This window comes from Microvirga pudoricolor (assembly GCF_016892705.1).
GTDB classification, from domain to species: Bacteria; Pseudomonadota; Alphaproteobacteria; order Rhizobiales; family Beijerinckiaceae; genus Microvirga; species Microvirga pudoricolor.
Window position 1 is genome coordinate 503,192 of record NZ_JAFEMB010000001.1, and the last position, 18,064, is coordinate 521,255.

Annotated in this window: 16 protein-coding genes and 1 riboswitch; of the genes, 6 read left to right on the plus strand and 10 right to left on the minus strand. The window is 68.1% G+C overall.

Annotated features, from left to right (window positions below; translation table 11 throughout):
* Positions 1 to 3 precede the first annotated feature (3 nt).
* The 7 genes from ILT42_RS02405 to ILT42_RS02435 form a co-directional block, all read right to left on the minus strand.
* A complete protein-coding gene (locus tag ILT42_RS02405; RefSeq protein ID WP_204213714.1) occupies positions 4 to 1,266 on the minus strand; it encodes a Zn-dependent hydrolase in 1,263 nt (420 codons plus the stop codon).
* Positions 1,263 to 2,645, minus strand: coding sequence for a dihydroorotase (locus tag ILT42_RS02410; protein ID WP_204213715.1), 1,383 nt, complete (start codon positions 2,643 to 2,645; stop codon positions 1,263 to 1,265). The genes ILT42_RS02405 and ILT42_RS02410 overlap by 4 nt, the downstream gene beginning before the upstream one ends.
* A complete protein-coding gene (locus ILT42_RS02415; protein ID WP_204213716.1) occupies positions 2,642 to 3,400 on the minus strand; it encodes an ABC transporter permease in 759 nt (252 codons plus the stop codon). Before ILT42_RS02415 ends, ILT42_RS02410 begins: the two co-directional genes overlap by 4 nt.
* The gene (locus ILT42_RS02420) at positions 3,397 to 4,335 is read right to left on the minus strand and encodes an ABC transporter ATP-binding protein (protein WP_204213717.1); all 939 of its coding nucleotides are present in this window, start codon (positions 4,333 to 4,335) and stop codon (positions 3,397 to 3,399) included. The genes ILT42_RS02415 and ILT42_RS02420 overlap by 4 nt, the downstream gene beginning before the upstream one ends.
* On the minus strand, positions 4,332 to 5,507 hold the full coding sequence (locus ILT42_RS02425; protein ID WP_229428420.1) for an ABC transporter permease: 1,176 nt from the start codon (positions 5,505 to 5,507) through the stop codon (positions 4,332 to 4,334). Before ILT42_RS02425 ends, ILT42_RS02420 begins: the two co-directional genes overlap by 4 nt.
* 61 nt (positions 5,508 to 5,568) lie before the next feature.
* Positions 5,569 to 6,480: a glycine betaine ABC transporter substrate-binding protein OsmF gene (gene osmF, locus ILT42_RS02430; protein WP_204213719.1), complete on the minus strand. Its 912-nt coding sequence runs from the start codon at positions 6,478 to 6,480 to the stop codon at positions 5,569 to 5,571.
* Positions 6,481 to 6,540: 60 nt separating this feature from the next.
* Positions 6,541 to 8,109, minus strand: coding sequence for an aromatic amino acid lyase (locus ILT42_RS02435; RefSeq protein WP_204213720.1), 1,569 nt, complete (start codon positions 8,107 to 8,109; stop codon positions 6,541 to 6,543).
* A 251-nt stretch (positions 8,110 to 8,360) separates the two neighbouring features.
* On the opposite strand from ILT42_RS02435, the gene ILT42_RS02440 reads away from it, so the two are divergent.
* Positions 8,361 to 9,992, plus strand: a complete 1,632-nt coding sequence (locus ILT42_RS02440) for an alpha-D-glucose phosphate-specific phosphoglucomutase (RefSeq protein WP_204213721.1) — start codon at positions 8,361 to 8,363, stop codon at positions 9,990 to 9,992.
* 9 nt (positions 9,993 to 10,001) lie between these two features.
* On the opposite strand, the gene ILT42_RS02445 is transcribed toward ILT42_RS02440, so the two are convergent.
* From ILT42_RS02445 to ILT42_RS02455, 3 genes are all read right to left on the minus strand, one after another.
* On the minus strand, positions 10,002 to 10,889 hold the full coding sequence (locus tag ILT42_RS02445) for an ROK family protein (protein WP_204213722.1): 888 nt from the start codon (positions 10,887 to 10,889) through the stop codon (positions 10,002 to 10,004).
* Positions 10,890 to 10,900: 11 nt separating this feature from the next.
* Positions 10,901 to 12,022, minus strand: coding sequence for an AGE family epimerase/isomerase (locus ILT42_RS02450; RefSeq protein WP_204213723.1), 1,122 nt, complete (start codon positions 12,020 to 12,022; stop codon positions 10,901 to 10,903).
* Between the two features lie 115 nt (positions 12,023 to 12,137).
* Positions 12,138 to 13,316 (minus strand): BaiN/RdsA family NAD(P)/FAD-dependent oxidoreductase, encoded by a 1,179-nt coding sequence (locus tag ILT42_RS02455; protein WP_204213724.1) that lies wholly within the window; start codon positions 13,314 to 13,316, stop codon positions 12,138 to 12,140.
* A gap of 79 nt (positions 13,317 to 13,395) precedes the next feature.
* On the opposite strand from ILT42_RS02455, the gene ILT42_RS02460 reads away from it, so the two are divergent.
* The 5 genes from ILT42_RS02460 (at position 13,396) to ILT42_RS02480 (ending at position 18,010) form a co-directional block, all read left to right on the plus strand.
* Positions 13,396 to 14,325 carry a choline/ethanolamine kinase family protein gene (locus ILT42_RS02460; RefSeq protein ID WP_204213725.1) on the plus strand — a complete coding sequence of 310 codons (930 nt, stop codon included), beginning with the start codon at positions 13,396 to 13,398 and terminating at the stop codon, positions 14,323 to 14,325.
* Positions 14,326 to 14,373: 48 nt separating this feature from the next.
* Positions 14,374 to 14,477: riboswitch (TPP riboswitch) on the plus strand.
* Entirely contained in the window at positions 14,466 to 15,071 is a 606-nt protein-coding gene (locus tag ILT42_RS02465) for a YkoF family thiamine/hydroxymethylpyrimidine-binding protein (protein WP_204213726.1), read from the plus strand. Its footprint overlaps the riboswitch before it by 12 nt.
* A 47-nt stretch (positions 15,072 to 15,118) precedes the next feature.
* Positions 15,119 to 15,706, plus strand: a complete 588-nt coding sequence (locus tag ILT42_RS02470) for an ECF transporter S component (RefSeq protein ID WP_204213727.1) — start codon at positions 15,119 to 15,121, stop codon at positions 15,704 to 15,706.
* The gene (locus ILT42_RS02475) at positions 15,681 to 17,306 is read left to right on the plus strand and encodes an ATP-binding cassette domain-containing protein (protein WP_204213728.1); all 1,626 of its coding nucleotides are present in this window, start codon (positions 15,681 to 15,683) and stop codon (positions 17,304 to 17,306) included. The genes ILT42_RS02470 and ILT42_RS02475 overlap by 26 nt, the downstream gene beginning before the upstream one ends.
* Positions 17,300 to 18,010, plus strand: a complete 711-nt coding sequence (locus ILT42_RS02480; RefSeq protein WP_204213729.1) for an energy-coupling factor transporter transmembrane component T family protein — start codon at positions 17,300 to 17,302, stop codon at positions 18,008 to 18,010. The genes ILT42_RS02475 and ILT42_RS02480 overlap by 7 nt, the downstream gene beginning before the upstream one ends.
* Positions 18,011 to 18,064: the final 54 nt, after the last annotated feature.

Genomic DNA, 18,064 nt, shown 5'->3' on the forward strand with positions numbered 1-18,064 from the left:
TCCTTAGTGATGGGATGCCGCGTCGAAACGGCGGACGGCCTCGAACAGGACGCTGGCCCCGAGTGCGATGGCGTCGGGCTCGGCCCATTCCTCGGGCGTATGGCTTCGGCCTTCCCGGCACGGGATGAACAGCATGGAAGCGGGCGCGACGCGGGCGACCCAGGCCATGTCGTGCCCGGCCCCGGAGGCCATGCGGCGATGGGTGGCCCCGATGGCGTCCGCCGCCGCCTCGATCGTCTTCATCAGAGGCTCGGCGGCGGGTGTCGGCCGGTTGTCGGAGACGAGCCGGGGCGGCGCGATGGTCACGCCATGCTTCTCGGCGAGCTGCCGCACGTGCTCGTCGAGTTCCGCCTCGAAACCGTCCATGTCCGGGCGATGCTCGGCGCGGGCATCGATCAGGATCCGAGCCCCAGACGGCACCACGTTGGCGGCGTTGGGCTCGATCCGGAACTCGCCGACCGTGGCGGCGAAATGGCCAAGCCCGTCCTTCGAGCGCCGATGTCCCAAAGCCCGGATGACGAGGACCAGTTCGGAAGCCGCCACGAGGGCGTCCGCGCGCCGGTCCATGGGCGTCGTGCCCGCGTGGTCGGCGCGGCCCTCCACCACGATCTCCCACCGCGTGATGCCCGCGATCGCGGTCACGACGCCGATATCCAGCTTCTCCTCCTCGAGGACGGGCCCCTGCTCGATGTGAAGTTCGAAATACGCCGCGATGTCGCCTCGGATGGCGTCTGCCAGTCGGGCATCGTCGCCACCCATCCGCCGCAGGCCGTCGCGCAGAATCTCTCCATCCGGCGATGTACGCGCCAATGCGGTCTCATCCAGCAGCCCCGCCATGGCCCGGCTGCCGACGCAGGAGAGACCGTAGATGCTCACCTCCTCGGCCAGGCAGTCGATGACCTCAAGGTCATGATCCAGCTCGATGCCGCGATCCTGCAAGGCCCGGGCGATCTCCAGGCCCGTGATGACGCCCGCGGGGCCGTCGAAGCGGCCCCCGTTCGGCACCGTGTCGGTGTGCGATCCCACCACAATGGTGCCCTTGCCCGGAACGCGGCCGGGTCGGCGCCCGATCAGGTTGCCGCCGGTATCGAGCCTGACCTCGAGGCCCGCCTCCTCCATGCGCGCTCTCAGCCATTCCCGGCCCTCCAGGAAGCGCGCCGAGAAGGCCCTGCGCGTCCAGGGCTGGTCCGGATCGGTGATGTCGGCCAGGGTCATGAGATCGTCCCACAGCCGCTTGCCGTCGACGGGGAGGTTCCGGGTACTCACGATACGGCTCCTGCGATCGGGTGCGTCAGCGCGGGGCGAACGAACCGGCCCTGCCCGGGCTCCGCCAGAACCGCCTTGCCGTCGAAGGCCAGCCTGCCGCGATTGTAGGTGGCGGCGATCCGCCAGGGCAGACGCATGCCGTCATAGGGACTCCAGCCGACCACGTTGTGGCCGCTCGCCGCCGCCTCGTAGGTGAAGGGCTCGGGGGTCATGACAGCGATATCAGCGTCGCGCCCGGGCGTGAGGGCGCCCTTGACGTGATCGATGCGGAAATGCCGGGCCGGATTCTCGGCCATGAGGCGCGCCGCCCAGGTGAGCGGGATGCCGCGCTCCAGGGCGCCCTTGACGAAGAGCGGAATCATGACCTCGAGGCCCGGAACGCCGGAATTGTTGGACAGCATGTCCGGGTTCGTCTTGCGATCCTCGGACCAGCTCACGTGATCCGTGGACACGAGCGTCACGTTGCCGGCCGCCACGTGCCGCCACAGCTTTTCGACCTCGGCGCGCGGCCGGATCGGCGGGTTGATCTTCGCCTTCCCGCCGAGCCGGCGGGCATCGTTCTCCTCGTCCAGGATCAGGTAGTGGATGCAGCACTCCACGCTGGCCTCGAACCCTTGCGCCCGGTAGCCTGCCGCGATCTCGTAGCCGCGCCCCAGGGAGCAATGCACCACGTGGGCCGGGCATCCCGTGGCGGCGCCGATCTCGTAGATCTCCGTCATGGCGAGCAGCTCGGTGATGGGCGGGCGCGAGAGGCCGTGCGCGCGCCAATCCGTGATCCCGGAGGCCTTCACGCGGGCCATATAGGCATCCACCGCCTCGTGGGTTTCATTGTGCACGCCAGCCGTCAGGCCCGTGGGGGCGATGGCCGAGAAGCAATCGAAGAGCAGGTGGGGTGGAATGCGGGGGAAGCGCTTCGCGTCCGTTCCGAAGGTGGAAAACTTGAAGGCAGCGACTCCCGCGTCCACGATCTCGCGGATGCGCTCCGGACCTTCGTCGGGGTCAACCGTTCCGTAGAGCGCGAAGTCGACCCGCGCCTGAGGGCTTGCGTGCTCGACTTTCCGGGCCACGGCTTGCGCCGAGCACACGAGGTTGCCCTCGTCGTAGGGCATGTCCACCACCGTGGTGACGCCGCCGGCGGCAGCCGAGCGGGTCGACCAGATGAAGTCTTCCTGGTTTTTCTGGCTGAGGGAATGCACCTGCGCGTCGATGGCGCCTGGCAGGATCATGGCGTTGCCGAGAGCGTGCGCCTCCCGGCCCGCGGGAGGCTCCCCCTGCCCCACCAGGGCGACCTTGCCGTCGCGTACGGCCACGAAGCCGTTCTCCACGAGGCGCGACGGCAGCACGACCGTGCCGGACAGGACGAGATCGAAATCACTCATGCGGCAGCTCCCGCGGGTTGTTGGCCCAGACGCCGGGCCACGATGCGCTCGACGCTCATGAGAGCGTCATGGATCAGGATGGCCAGCAATGCAACGATGAGGCCACCTTGGAGGATAAAGGCCGTGTTGTTGGACTGCAGGCCCGCGATGATGACCTCGCCCAGACCTTTGGCGGCCACCGTCGATCCGATGGTGGCCGTGCCGAGATTGATCACCACCGACAGGCGGATCCCGGCCAGGATGATCGGCAATGCCAGCGGCAGCTCCACGCCGAGCAGGCGCTGCCGGGCACTCATGCCCATCCCCTTGGCGGCTTCGAGCGTCAGGGGCGACACGTTCGTGAGCCCGCTCAGGGTGTTCTCGAAGATGGGCAGCAGGCCGTAGAGGAAGAGCGCGATCAGGGTCGGGGCCTCGCCGAACCCGACGAGCGGGACCGCCACCGCCAGCACCGCGACGGGCGGAAAGGTCTGGCCTATATTCACGAGGCTTCGGGACAGGGGCAGAAATTCGAGCCCGGACGGCCTCGTCACGAAGATTCCGAGCAGGACGGCGACGACCGTGCTGGCGAGCGCCGCGCTGAAGACCGTCGCCAGGTGCGACAGCGTCAGGCTGAACAGGCTGCCCTGATTGTAGATCGCCGGAGCATCATAGGTGGTGAGCGGCTGGAAGACCGGTGCGAACAGGTTCGGGGCCGCGATGAAGGTCACGAGCAGGACCAGCGCCGCTAGGCGCAGCAGGATGGCGAGAGCCCTCATGCGGGCTGCCGGCCATGGGCCAGGATGCCCGCGACCGACACCTTGCCGAGTGCCGCGCCCGCGCCGTCCACGACCGGCATTTCGGTACGTCCCGCCCACATCATCCGGGCCAAGGCGTCGCGCAGGCTCGTGCCCTTGTCCACGGGCTGACCGGAAGCGGGGCCGGGCTCCAGGGCATCCGCGACGGTGCTGAGGGACAGGAGGCGAAAGGGCCGGTCCGCCGTGCCCACGAGGCGCTCCACGTAAGCTTCCGCAGGGTGAACCAGGATCTCGGCGGGTGTCCCGTATTGCAGCAGCCGCGCGCGGTCCATGACCGCCACCTTGTCACCGAGATGGAAGGCCTCCTCCATGTCGTGGGTCACGAGGATGACCGTGGTGCCGAAGCGCCGCTGGATGGCGAGAAGGTCCTCCTGGGCTTTGCCCCGGATGATGGGATCGAGCGCTCCGAAAGGCTCGTCCATCAGCAGGAGCTCGGGCTCAGCCGCGAGGGCCCGCGCGACGCCGACGCGCTGCTGCTGACCGCCCGACAGCTGCTGCGGGTACTTGCGGGCGAATTCGTCCGGGGCCAGCTGGAACAGGCGCAGAAGCTCGTCCACGCGGGAGTCGATGCGCGCCTGGTCCCACCCGAGCAGGCGCGGCACGGTCGCGATGTTCTCGGCCACAGTCCGGTGGGGAAACAGGCCATGGCCCTGGATGGCGTAGCCGATCCGGTGCCGAAGCGCGTCCTCCGGGATCGACATGGTGTCCCGGCCGTCGATGAGCACGCGTCCGGAACTCGGCTCGACGAGACGGTTGATCATGCGCAGCAAGGTGGACTTGCCAGAGCCCGAGGTGCCGACGACCACCGTGATCGTGCCCTTCGCGATGGAGAGCGATACGTCGTCCACGACGGTGGTGTTACCGTAACGTTTCGTCAGGTGCTCGATCTCAATCATGCGCGGGCACCTTTCGTCATGTCGATGACGGCATCGAGGATCACGGCCGCCGCGAAGGAGAGCGCCACGGTCGGGATGGCCCCGAGGAGCACGAGATCCATGGCGGTTTGGCCGACACCCTGGAAGATGAACGTCCCGAAGCCTCCGCCGCCGATGAGCGCCGCGATGGTCGCGAGTCCGAGATTCTGCACCAGCACGATGCGGATGCCCGTGAGGATGATCGGGAAAGCCAGCGGCAACTCGACCCCGAACAGGCGCTGGCGCTTGGACATCCCCATGCCCCGCGCCGCATCGACCACCGTCGCGGGGACCTGGTCGAGCCCCACCACCGTGTTGGCCACGACCGGCAGCAAGGCATACAGGAACAGCGCGATGAAGGCGGGGGCCGCGCCGATGCCGCGGATGCCCAAGGCGGCGGCGAGGGGCACGTTGGCGGCGAGCAGGCCCAGCGGCACCATGAGAATGCCGAACAGCGCGATGCTGGGCACCGTCTGGATGATGTTGAGAACCTGGAGGATCGCGCCCCTCACGGACGGTACGCGATGGCAGAGCATGCCGATGGGAAGTCCGACCACGACGGCGGCCGCCAGCGATCCGACGGCCAGGAGGACGTGCTGGCGGGCTTCGACCCAAAAGCTGTCGGCGCGGTTGGCGTATTCCTTCAGCAAGGATAGGCCGTTCCAGGCGCCCGACGTCAGGAGCAACGTCACGGCCGCGACGGCGAGCCCCAACGCCGCCAGCCGCATCCAGGGGCCCAGCCTCATCCGAGAGAGGGAATCCCCACAGAGCAGCGCGAAGGCGAAGACGAGAAGCCAGAAGCCCGTCCCGGGAGAGACCCTCGCGAAGGTGTTGTCCGGCGGCGTGACGAACAGGGCCGCGTAGCCGACGGCGGGAAAGATCGCGACCAGCCCGACAACGGCGGCGGCAAGGCGCAGGAACCGGTGACGGACAAGGGTCCCGACCAGCGCGACCGCGACCGACAGCGCCATCAGCCCGAAGGCCATCGCGATTGGGACGGAATCCCACATCATGCGGCCTTCGCCGGAGACGATCCGGTTGGCTCGATAGGTGACGAACGGCGCCGCGAAGAGCGCGACGCCGATCAGGAGCGCGATGACCGCCCCAAGTCGATCCAGGAACAAAGCCGGGCGTCCTGTGGCGGCATCGAACATGCCGCCTTTAGAACCGGTTGCGTTCACGATCCGCCCTGCTTCGACGCGCCGGGGCCGGAGATTACTTCACGAAGCCCTTCGACTTCAGGTAATCCGTCGCCACGGCCTTCGCGGCCTCGCCGCCGACCTGAACCCGGGCGTTCAGGCCCTGCAGGGTCGTGAGGTCGAGAGACTTGAAGATCGGCGCCAGGATGTCGGCGATCTTCGGGTTTTCCTTCAGCACCGCCTCGCGGATGATGGGTGCCGGTGCGTAAACCGGCTGCACGCCCTTGTCGTCCTCCATCACCACCAGACCGGACGGCGCGATGCCGCCGTCGGTGCCATAGACCATCGCGGCGTTGGCGCCGTTGGTCTTGTCGGCCGCCGCCTTGATCGTGGCCGCCGTATCGCCGCCCGAGAGGGTGATGAGCTGGGCCGGCGTGAGCTTGAAGCCATATGTCGTCTGGAAGGCCGGAAGCGCGCCCGCCGAATTGACGAACTCGGACGATGCGGCCAGCACCACCTTGCCGCCGCCCGCGACCCACTTCCCGAAGTCGGACAGGGTCGCCAGCTTCTCGGGCCCCGCCACGTCCTTGCGCACCGCGATGGCCCAGGTGTTGTTGGCCGGCGAGGGAGTGAGCCACACGATCTTGTTGGCGTCGTAATCGAGCTTCTTGGCCTCGTCGTAGCCCTTGGCGGCGTCCTTCCACAGGCCGTCATCCGCCTTGTTGAAGAAGAAGCCCGCATTGCCGGTATATTCGGGGTAGATGTCGATCTCACCCGACGTGATGGCCTTGCGCACCACCGGCGTGGCGCCGAGCTGGATGCGGTCCTGGGTCTTGATGCCGTTCGCGTTGAGCGCCAGCAGGATGATGTTGCCGAGCACCGAGCCCTCGGTGTCGATCTTGGAGGACACGACCACGTCGGCCCGCGCGGCGGCGACCGTCAGGGTCAGGGCCAGGGCAGCGGTCAAGGACTTCAGGACGGATTTCATGTGATCCTCATGGCTTGTCGTAATGTGACAGCATTCCCAACCCTAGGCCCAACCATGGCGTCAGGCCGAGTCTTTTGTTTCCAGTTCCCACAGCTGATCTAGGAATACTGCATCGCTGGGCAAGGGAGGCGTGGCTTCCACGATCATGCGGTGAGCTTCGACCGAACTCAGGCGCGTGACAAGAGCCTCCACGTCGCCCGAGAGCATGCGGTCCTCCACCATGAGGGAGACCTCCTCTCGCACGAGGCTCCGCACCACCCCGACGAGGCCTCCCGGAAGATCCCCCGAGAGATCGATGGCCTGGGTCGACAAGAGGCCGAGAACGGCCGTCAAACCCTGGAGGGCCATGATCTGACGTTCCACGCGCTCGACAGCGAGAGGCAGGAAGGTCGCCTCGTCCTCCATGCCGCCCGCGACCACGAGGGGCGTGGCGGAGACCGGCGCCGCATCGGCCAGCACCCGGGCCAGGAGGTCGCCGGCGAGCTTGAGGATCGGCCCGAACCCCGTCGCGATGGTCTCGGGAACCACGAGATTGGCGAGCAGGCCGCGCCGCCCCCCATTGGCCAGGAGGACGCAGAGATTGAAGGCGTTGCGCGCCACGTGGGCGAGCGCGGTCGCCAGGCTCTCCACCGTCAGGGTCAGGTTCAGGGGCAACGAGCCGCCGGAGGCCAGCACCTGCCCGTCCACGATGATCGGATTGTCGTCCGGCCTCGCCGTGGAAACCAGGAACTCCGCGCCCGCATCGTTCAGCCGGTCGAAGACCGCGCCGTAGATCTGAGGCAGCATGCGCAGGCTCAAGGGGTCGTGGATATGGGTGCCCACGGGCCAATCCCACCCGTCCGACACCGCCATGAGCCAAAGCCCCATGGCGCTCTCGAAGCGCGTGCCGACCGTGATCGCGGCCTCCCAGGGCGCCCTGGAGCCTCCGAGCCCGGCGGCGGCCGTCGTGGTCGTGGCCAGGAGCATGCGGACCGTCGCCGAGGCGCGCGCCAGGGCCTCGCCCGCCAAGGCCACGCCCACCGCGTTCGCGCTCACGATCGCCAGGGCGTCGCGGGGGGCCATGATATGCGGCTGGAGACCCGCCGCCGCGAGCGCCTCCGCGGCGGGCATGAGGCGGCCCCCGTGATAGGCTTCCCCGTTACCCGTGAGCACGGCGCCGATCTGGCCCATCAGGCCGATATCGGCGCAGCCGATGGACCCCACCCCACGCACCATCGGCACCACATCGGCATTGAGCAGGCCGATCAGGGCCTCCACGAGTTCCGTCGTGCAGCCGACACGGCCCGACAGGGCGGTGTTGACCCGCACCGCCAGCGCCACCCGCACCACCTGGAGCGGCAGCGGTGCCCCGATGGCGAAGTGATGAGCCAGGACGAGCCCCCGGTTGAACTGGAGCAGATCGTTGACCCCGAAGGATCGGTCCTTCATGGCGCCCACGCCCGTGGTCGTCCCGTAGACGATGGCCCCTCGCGCAAGCGCCGCCTCCAGGGCCGCCCGGCCCTCCCGGCACCGCGCGAGCCCGGCCGGATCCGCCACGATTGCGGCCTTGCCGTCCCCGATCAGCCCCCTTTGCCGAAAGCTGAGCGGCGATCCGCTGAGGGTGATGATGGATCCGATGGGCGACGTCACGAACGGGGTCCTCTGGTGCCGGTATGTCTCCCATAAGGGCGCGGGCGCATCCTGTGAAGCGAATTGGAACGGAGTAACCCCGACACTGACCGAGCGACCCGCCATCGGCGCGATCGAACTTGGGTTCCGGGGAGGCGAATCCGGGTCCACTTTTGCGCCGGATGCGCTAAAACCCTAGAGCGACCCGGCTGCATCCCTGTGGCCGGGGACTTCCACGTCCTGCATCCCCATCCAAAAGGCACCGATTGTCCATGCCCACGAAAAGCGTGCAGACCTCCCCATTCTCCGACCAGCGCCCCGGAACCTCCGGCCTCCGCAAGAAGGTGCCGGTCTTCCAGCAGCCGCACTATGTCGAGAACTTCGTCCAGGCGATCTTCGACACCGTGGAGGGCCGGGACGGCGCAACCCTCGTGGTGGGCGGCGACGGCCGCTACTACAACAAGGAGGTCGTGCAGAAGGTGCTGAAGATGGCCGCGGCCAACGGTTTCGGGCGCGTCCTGGTGGGCCAGAACGGCCTGCTCTCGACGCCGGCGGTCTCCTGCATCATCCGCAAGTACAAGGCAGTCGGCGGCGTCGTGCTCTCAGCCAGCCACAATCCCGGGGGACCGCAGGGCGACTTCGGCATCAAGTTCAACGTGTCCCATGGCGGCCCCGCGCCCGAGACCTTCACGGAGGCGGTGTTCAAGCGCACGCAGGGCATCACGGAGTACAAGACCAGCGATGCCAGCGACATCGACCTCGGACGGATCGGCGAGACCGCCATCGACGGCATGGCCGTTCAGGTGCTCGACCCGGTCGCCGATTACGCCGAGCTGATGGAAACCCTGGTCGATTTCGGCAAGATCTCGAGCCTGTTCCGCTCCGGTTTCACCATGCGCTTCGACGCCCTGAGCGCCGTGACGGGCCCCTACGCCAAGGAAATCCTGGAGCGGCGTCTCGGCGCGCCGGCCGGCACCGTGGTCAACGCGGAGCCGATGCCCGATTTCGGCGGCCACCATCCGGACCCCAACCCGGTCCATGCCCACGAGCTCATGGAGCTCATGCAGGGTCCTGACGCTCCCGATTTCGGCGCGGCCTCCGACGGCGACGGCGACCGCAACATGATCGTGGCCCCGAACCTGTTCGTGACCCCGAGCGACAGCCTCGCGATCCTGACCGCGCATGCCCATCTGGCGCCGGGCTATGCCGGGGGACTGGCGGGTGTCGCCCGGTCCATGCCCACGAGCCGCGCCGCCGACCGGGTGGCCGCCAAGCTCGGCATCAAGGCCTACGAGACGCCCACGGGCTGGAAATTCTTCGCCAACCTGATGGATGCGGGCCTCGTGACCCTGTGCGGCGAGGAGAGCGCCGGCACGGGATCGAACCATATCCGCGAGAAGGACGGTCTCTGGGCCGTGCTGCTGTGGCTCAACATCCTGGCGGAGCTGAAGAAGCCCGCCGACCAGATCGTGCGCGAGCATTGGGCCGCGTTCGGCCGCGACTTCTACACCCGCTACGACTACGAGGAGATCGAGACCGAGCGGGCCGACGAGCTGATGACCCACCTGCGCCAGGGCCTGTCGACCTTGCCCGGCAAGCGTTTCGGCGAGTTGACGGTCGAGTCGGCCGACGACTTCGCCTATACGGACCCGGTGGACGGGTCGGTGACGCCCAAGCAGGGTGTGCGCATCCTGTTCAAGGAAGATGCCCGAGCGGTCTTCCGCCTGTCGGGCACCGGCACGGCCGGCGCGACCTTACGCATCTACATGGAGCGCTTCGAGCCCGATCCGAGCCGGCACCACGTGGAGCGGGGCGACGCGCTCATTCCCGTGGTGGAGGCCGCCAAGGAGATCGCCGGGATCGAGGGCTTCACGGGCCGAGCGGCCCCGTCCGTCGTGACTTGAAGCACCCCTTCAGTCCCACAGCAGAGCGGCGCCCCGGGCGCCGCTCTCGGTCGTTCTGGCCAGCACGATGGGAGGAGCGGCCTCCCGCCCGAACACGTAACGGGGCGCGGAGTCGCGCACGGCCTCCGCGAGCCCCGCGACGGTGCTGAGACCGCCGCCCAGCACGATCACGTCCGGGTCGAGGGCGTTGGCCAGCATGCCGACAAGCCGCGCCAGGCGGTCGGTCAACCGGCCGAAGGTGGCAATGGCGCCTGCATCGCCGGCCTGCATGGCCGCGATGATCTGGGGCGACGACAGGGTTTCACCCGTGACCAGCCGGTGATCGCGGGCCATGCCCGTGCCCGACACGTAGGATTCGGCGCAGCCGAGGCCGCCGCAATAACAGGGAGCGGGCTCCCCCTCCGGCACCACGATGGGCACATGGCCGATTTCGGCCGCTACGCCGTTGGCCCCCCGGCGCACATGGCCGTCGACCACCAGGCCGCCGCCCAGTCCGGTTCCGAGGGTCAGGGCATAGACCACCGGATAGCCCTCCCCCGCCCCGCCGATCGCCTCCGACAGGGCAAAGCAGTTCGCGTCGTTCTCGATGCGGATCGGCCGTCCCAGGGCGGCCTCCAGGTCGGCCGCGAACGGGCGGCCGTTGATGAAGGTCATGTTGCAGTTGCGCCATTGGCCGGTGCGGGGCGATTGCGAACCCGGCATGCCGACGCCGATGCTGGCGCCCGCCCCTACCGCACCCTCACACTCGCCGACGATGCCGCCGATGGCGTGCAGGACATCCGCGTAAGTTTTGGGGGTGTCCCGGCGCGCATGGAAGATTCGGTGCCCGTTCCGGTCGAGAACGACCGCGGCGATCTTCGTGCCGCCGACATCCACCCCCAGCCGCATGCCCGTCATTTCGAACGCTCTCAAGCCCGCCGCGCCGAAACCCGGTCGACCTCGATGATCATGCCAAGCACGTGATAGAGCGTGCTGGCCGGAACAGTCTCGATAGCGGGCTTCCCGTCCGCGTCGAACTGGTCGATCCAGCCCGCCGCAAAAGGTTTGGACAAATACGTGTCATCGAGCGCGGACAGAGCCTCTTCGGCTTTCTCCCAGGCGCCCTGGCGGCCGGATTCGGCCTCCACGAGCCAGGCCTTCACGAGTTCCGTCTGCGGCCACATGCGCCGGGTGGCCCGCCTGACGGCTCCATGGCAATCCGTTTCGTCCACGAGAAAGCCGGTCGCCGGATCGGACGTCGCGAGGGCGTCGTCCAGGAGGTCGCCCGGCAGGGAGCCCGAGGACCGGCCGGTCAGGCGCCGGTAGCGGTGGAGGAGCCACGTCCATTCGACCTGATGGCCGGGCTCGACGCTCTCACCCTCCCGGCCCGGCGCGACCTCCCATGCATCCGTGAAATATTCCCGCAGCTTCGGGGCCGGGACGAGGAAACGTGTCTGGAACAGGGCGTGGAGGCGCGCGGCCCGGTCCAAGGCGCCCGGGTAATCGAGCGCCTCATACAGGCCCATCATGGCCTCGAAGCAATGCATGTGCGGGTTCTGGCGCCGGGGAAGCGAGGACGGGATGCCCTCCAGGAGCGTGCCGTCGGGGGCGGTCAGGTGTTCGTCGACGAGGGCCAGGGTCTCGTCCAGGAGTCCCCGTACCTGCGCGTCGCCGCTGGCGCGGGCGAGCCAGGCCAGGGACAGGAGCACGAACATGTGGTCGTAGGTATCCCTCAAGGGGTTCGCCACGGACCCGTCCGGGTGCAGCAGGTGGACGAAGCCGGGCCGGCCGTCGGGAGACCGGGCCTTCGCGACCATCCAGTCCAGGAGGTCGAGGGCGAAGGCCGTGCCTTCGGGGTACCAGCCCAGAACCGCCGCATGGCTGTAGGAGTAGATCTGCCGGGCCTGGACGCGCACGCGCTTGATGGCCTCGAGGTCCGGTTCGCCGCTGAACAGGAAGCGCTCGTGGACGCCCCCGTGGCGGGCGTCCCAGCCCTGCCGATGCCAGAAGGGGAGCGACTGCTCGATGAGCCAGGGCTTCAGGTCGATCATGCGTTCATCCCAGGCTTCATCCCTGCCGATTCGGCACTACCATAGCGCCGCCCCGCGAAGGGCATCCATTGCCCTTAATGGGAAGGCCGCCCCCTCTCAAGCCACCTACCCCCTCTCAAGCCACCTGCCCGGCGCACCAGCCGGACGACCAGGCCCACTGGAAATTATAGCCGCCGAGCCAGCCGGTCACGTCCACGACCTCGCCGATGCAATAAAGCCCGGGCACAGTCTTGGCCTCCATGGTGCGCGAATCGAGATCGCGCGTGTCGACGCCGCCCAGGGTCACTTCGGCGGTGCGGTAGCCCTCCGAACCCGCGGGCTTGATACGCCATTCGTTGACGGCAGTTGCGATGCGCTGCAGGTGCTTGTCGGAGAGGTCGGCCAAGTTGCCCTTATGGGGCTCGGCCTCCGCCACGATCTGGGCCAGCCGTTTGGGCAGGAAAGCCGCCAGCGCGGTCTGGAGCGCCTGCCGGCCGTTCTGCGAGCGGGCCCGCCGCAAGGTTTCGAACACATCGGTGCCGGGCAGCATCGAGAGGACGATCTCATCCCCCTCGCGCCAGTACGACGAGATCTGGAGGATCGAAGGGCCGCTGAGCCCCCGATGGGTGAACAGCATTCCCTCCGTGAATCGCGTCTTTCCCTTCGCCACGACCGCATCGACGGAGACGCCCGCGAGCGGCGAGAGGCGCTCGAGGGTCTGGGGATCGAGCGTAAGCGGCACCAGGCCCGGCCGCGTTTCCGTGAGGCGCAGGCCGAACCGGGCGGCGAGATCGTACCCGAAACCCGTCGCGCCCATCTTGGGGATCGATTTGCCGCCCGTGGCGATGACAAGGGATGCGGCCCACGCCTCGCCCCCGTTCAGGCGAACCCGGAAGCCGTCGTCCGTCTTCTCGACGGTCTCCACTGGCATGCCGAGGCGCATTTCGGCCCCGGCAGCCCTCATCTCCGAGGTGAGTAGGTTGACAATCTGCTTCGACGAGCCGTCACAGAACAGCTGGCCCAGGGTCTTCTCATGATAGGCGATGCCATGGCGCTCCACGAGGGCGATGAAATCCCGCTGAGTGTAGCGGCGCAGGGCCGAGATGCAGAAGCTCGGATTCTGCGACAGGAAATTCTGCGGGGCTGCATGCAGATTCGTGAAATTGCAGCGGCCGCCGCCGGAAATGCGGATCTTCTCGCCCGGGGCGCCGGCATGGTCGACGACCAGCACGGACCGGCCGCGTTTTCCCGCCTCGATGGCGCACATCATGCCGGCGGCGCCGGCCCCGATGATGATGACGTCGAAGCGATCCAATGGAAGTTTCCGTGATCCGTGAGAGGCGCGCATGCGGCCCGAAGGGGCGGCGCGGTGGTTCTGGGCCAGGAAGGCCTGTATGGCAAGCGCAGCACCGACGCAGGCCCGCGAGGACGTCATGCCCGAGATCACGGAAATCCTGAGCCGCATCCCCGGACTTGGCGCTGCCGGCGGAACGGCTACCCGCCTCGGGGGCCGGTCCAATGCGAATTACCGCGTCGATACCCCGGACGGCCCGGTCGTGCTTCGGATCCCCAATCCCGATCCCGGTCCGTTCATCGACCGCGCGAACGAGATCGAAGCCACGCGCGTGGCGGCGGAGATCGGCATCGGCCCGGCCCTCCTGCACGCGGAACCGGACGGCACCCTGGCCACACGCTGGATCGACGGGGCGCACCCCATGAGCCCTTCCCGGTACAGAAGCGACCCTTCCGCCGTCCGGCGCCTGGGGAAGGCCGTCGCCCGCTTGCACGGATCGGGGCGGGTTCTGGCGGGACGATACGACCCGAGGCGCATCGTCGACGCTTACACCGCGTCCTATCGCGACCAGTCGGGAACCCTGCCATGGGGCGCATCGGTGCAAGAGATCCTCGAAGCCAGCTTGGACAGGGTCGAGCAAGGCAGGCTGACCGCCGTACCGAGCCATTGCGACCCGGTGCCGGAAAATTGCCTCGACGACGGAAGCCGCATGTTTCTTGTCGACTGGGAATATGCCGCCATGGCGGATCCAGCCTGGGACCTTGCCTACGCGTCGCTGGAGGCAGACTTCGACGAGAAGGACGACCAGGCGCTCCTGGAGGCCTATGGACTTGCAGGAATTCCCCATGGCCGCTTCCTGGCCACCAAGCTGATCGCGGCGGCCGTCAACGGTCTATGGGAACTCCGCCGGTCGGCCCGGTCCGGCGAACGGAACGTGGAAGGCAGGTCACGAATCCTTTTGTCCGCCGCCGAAACCCTGGCGACCGACAGCCGCCTCCGCCACTGGTTGGCCGGCCACCATCGCTCGTGAGATCGCGAAAACAAGAGCTTTACCCAACGTCATTTCCAGTCTAAGCCTACGGGCTGTCAGGGGTGCTCCGTGCGGGGCTGAGAGGACGACAGTCCAACCCTTTTTGAGCTGATCTGGGCAATGCCAGCGGAGCGAGACACATGTTTTCCGGCGCGCAATTCTCCATCTATCCGATGACGTCCGATTTCGTTCCCGCGATCCTGCGCGGGATCGCGGCGCTTGAGACCTACAACGAGAGTCTCAGGCGCGAGACGGACGATATCAGCACCCTGCTGGTCGGGCCGCCCGACGCCGTGGTGCGGGCCATGCGCGACGCGTTCACGGAGGTGGCGCGAGGCGGCGGACATGTGGTGCTCTCGGCCACGCTCTCGCGCGGATGCCCCGGCGAATCCGACGATCCGATTTGCACGGCTCCCGCATTGGCGCCCCTGCGCGCCGACGAGGATCCCGTCGCTGGCGCCGTGAGCCGCTTCGATCCGGGCGTGGACCGGGGAATTCCGGTTGCGGCGCAGATCTCCCTCTACCCGCTCGGCACGGAAGCCCACATGGCGCGGATCGGAGCCTGCATCGATTTCCTCAAGCAGGCTGGCGTCTACGAGAAGTCGAAGCATTTCTGCTCGAAGCTCCGTGGTGACGCCTCGACGGTGTTTGCCGCCATCGAGCGCGCCTTCATCGATTTCGCTCCCATGAGCGCGCATGTGGTGATGAGCATCACCGTTTCGGCCGGCAGCCCCAGCCGCACCTGAGCGACTCGCTCCCTCTTCCCTCATCGTCATTGACAGGAGTCCAACGCATGAATGCTTGGTCGCAGCGCGAAATCGTCGTGGTGGCCGCCATCGGGGCGGTTTTCGGCGTCGTCTATCTGGCTTGGGTTCAGGCCTGGCTCGTGGCGCAAACGTTCATCGGCCCGCTGGCGATGGACTTGTTCTTCGGGCTCTGGTGCGTGGCCTCCGTGGTGGCGGCCTACATCGTGAGGAAGCCGTTCGCGGCCTTCTTTGCCGAGATGGTGGCCGCCATAGCGGAGGTCGCCACCGGCAACCCGGCCGGTTTGATTCTGCTCCTGAGCGGCGCCGTTCAAGGCGCGGGTGCGGAACTGCCGTTCCTGGCGACACGCTGGAAAAATTACTCTTGGCCCGTCCTGCTCGCATCGGGCGCGAGCGCGGCGCTCTTCAGCTTCGTCTATACCTGGATCCGCTTCAATTACGGCGCTCTCGACCCCAAGCTCCTCGTCCTGATGTTCGCATTGCGCGTAGCCAGCGGAATGCTTTTGGCGGGCGTTCTCGGCCGTTATCTGGCGAGGGCTCTCCACCGTACCGGCTCGCTCGACGGGCTGAAGATCGACGAGGACAGGCGACTTGCATCCGCACCGTCCGGCGCTTGAGGCGCGCGGCGTCGCGGTGCGCCTTCCCGGCGGCGCGCGGGATGCGGTTCGTGACATTGCGCTGAGCGTCGATCCAGGCTCGACGCTGGCTTTGCTCGGACCGTCGGGCAGCGGCAAGAGCACCCTCGCCCTGGCCTTGGCGGGGGCGATCCCGACGCTCGTACCGGCTGCTTTGACGGGCTCGATCCGTCGACCGGAACCCGAGGATGGTTTCGCAACGACGATCCTTCAGGATACGGATGCCCATCTCGTTGCGCTCTCGGTGGAGGACGAGATCGCCTTCGCGTTGGAAAACCGCGGCCTCGCGCCGGAGGAGATCGACCGCAGGATCGACGCCGCCCTGACCCTGCCGCCGGCCCGTGGCCTCGGGCGGCGGGACCGGACGCTCTCGTTGTCCGGAGGATGGCGCCAGAGACTGGCTATCGGCGCGGCCTTGGCCGAGGGTTCGGCTCTTCTCATCGCCGACGAACCGTTTGCTCATCTTGACCCGGAGGCCGCATCCGCTGCGGCGGAGGCCTTGGCGCGGCTGCGCCGGTCGTCGGGCGCCTGCGTCCTCGTCGAGCACCGGGCCGACACCGCGATGCGTCTGGCCGATGCGGTGCTTGTCCTAGGACCGAACGGCCACCCGTATGCGCACGGTCCCACGGGCCCGACGCTTCGGGCGATTGCGCGATCGAAGGACGCCCCTCGCATTCGCCTTCCCGCGCCCGTCCGAGCCGGCGCGGCCCTCGAACAGGCCGGCCTGCTGCCGGCCGGGTGGCACGGGCGGAGCACAGAGGATCTGATCTCGGCCCTCGGCCCCAGCGCCTCCGATCCTCTCGTGGCCGGTATCGTCGTCGAGGCGCTGGGACTCCGATGCCGGTCGGCCCCTGCCGCCGCCGGTTCGCCCCTGGCGACGCTCGACAACGCGTTCGTTCGACGCGGTGGCAGAGGCGTGCTCGCAGGGATTGACCTGGAGATCCGGCCCGGCGAGGTCGTAGGCCTAGCCGGGCCCAACGGCGCCGGAAAGACGAGCCTCGCCTTGGCCCTGGCGGGCGCCCTCAGGATCCATCGCGGGCGGGCGATCCGGGAAAGGATCGCGGCTCCGGTCTATCTTCCGCAAAACCCATCCCTCGCCCTCACATCCGGAACTCTCGAAGGCGAGGCTTCAAGGCGGCGTCTGGGCTGGACTGACGCCGCACGCGCCGTCGCGGGTGCCGGTCTCGACCCCGACCCGCATCGCAACTCCCTTGCTTTCAGCCATGGCGAGCGGAGACGTTTGGCCATGGCCCTGGCCATGGCGGCGCCCGGGCCGCGCCTCGTCATTCTGGACGAGCCGACCTCGGGCCTCGACGAAGCTGGGATGGCCGGCCTCGCTGCCGACATCGCGACCCTGCGGGGACGTGGCAGCGGTGTCCTCATCGTCGGTCACGATCTCGATTGGCTTGCCACCGTGGCCGACCGGATCTTGGTTCTGGATGGGGGCCGGATCGTCGCCGAAGGCCCGAGCCTCGCCATCTTGGCCCGGGCGCTCGCGGGCTCCCTTCCCGTCTGCCCATCCGACGGAAGCCGTCTTGCCTACCGCCTCGGGTGGGTGCCGGGGGCGGCAGGGCCATGCTGAGCCGTCGCGATCCTCTCACGAAACTCGCAATCGCGTTTCTCCTCGTGGCCTGGACGACCCTGACCCGCGACCCGGCCCGCCTCGCCGGATTGTGCGGGCTGTTGGGGGCATTGCTGATTGTCGTGGAGCGCATCCCTGTCCGGTCACTCCTGCGCGGTCTCATCCCGTTCCTGTTCTTCGCGCTCACGTCGAGCTGGATATACGCGGTGGCGCCGAACCCGAATCCGGGCAGTGGGGCGCAGGCCGGCTGGGAGGCTTCCGGGCTGGTCGCGGCGCGCATCGTGGCGACCGGGATGGTCTCGATGGCTTTCGCCCTAACCACGAACCCGTCCGATCTGGCCCGGGCGATGGTTCACCGGGCCGGGGTGTCCCGGCGCTTCGCCTACGGAACGCTCGCGGCGGTCCAGTTCCTGCCGGCCTTGGCCGAGGATGCCCGGATCGCCCGGCTCATCGCCCGAGGCGCGGTCGAGCCCGGCCGGGGCTGGACGGCCTTACGCAGGGCGGTTGCTGGCCTGTCCTTCGGGACGGGCGTGATGCTCCTGGCGGGGGCCATCCGGCGCGCCGGCGCCGCCGCCTTGGCCATGGAACTGCGTGGACTCTCGGCCGACCGACCGGCTTCGGCTTGGAAAATCCCGCGCGCGACGCTTCATGACGGGGTCCTGGCGGCCTGTGCGATCCTGCTGGTCCTCGCCCTGACCGTGTAACGGCCGCTGGAGGAATCCGAAAGAAGCATCCGCCGGGCATGGGTTAAGCTTGGA